Consider the following 462-nt stretch of genomic DNA (forward strand, 5'->3'; position numbering starts at 1 on the left):
CATCGCGCCCCAGCACCTCCTGGCCGGCGCCTTCGGCGAGTTCCAACCCCTCGACGCCGGTACGACCGAGGAGACCTACGCCAAGAACCGCCGGATCGAGATGAAGCTCACGGAGCGGTAGGGGGCCAAGTGCTGCGTCCGGGTGTTGAAGCGCCGGTGACGTTTTTGGGTCTGGATCTTAATGCGCCGTCATCAAGCGGATAATTAATCCGCGCCTGTAAGAGCCTGTTTGATCGCACGCTCTCAGTCGAATGATGGTTCTGCCGAGGGCGATCCCAATCTCTCCCCTCATCCTGAGGTGCTGCGGAGCAGCCTCGAAGGAGCCCTCCAAGGATCGCGCGGCTGGCTGGAGGGCTCCTTCGAGGCCTCCGCTGCGCTTCGGCACCTCAGGATGAGGGTGAGGATGGGAAAGACCAGTCAAACAAGCTCTAAGAAAATTCATTGATGTGATTTCGAGACGAA

1 pseudogene is annotated in these 462 nt (G+C 60.0%); it reads left to right on the forward strand.

Annotated elements, in window-relative coordinates:
• Positions 1 to 121: pseudogene (locus MKK67_RS19485) on the forward strand (peptidoglycan-binding protein); the annotation flags it as partial.
• Between the last annotated feature and the right edge of the window lie 341 nt (positions 122 to 462).

Origin of the sequence: Methylobacterium sp. J-072, assembly GCF_022829425.1 — a bacterium.
Classification (GTDB): domain Bacteria; phylum Pseudomonadota; class Alphaproteobacteria; order Rhizobiales; family Beijerinckiaceae; genus Methylobacterium.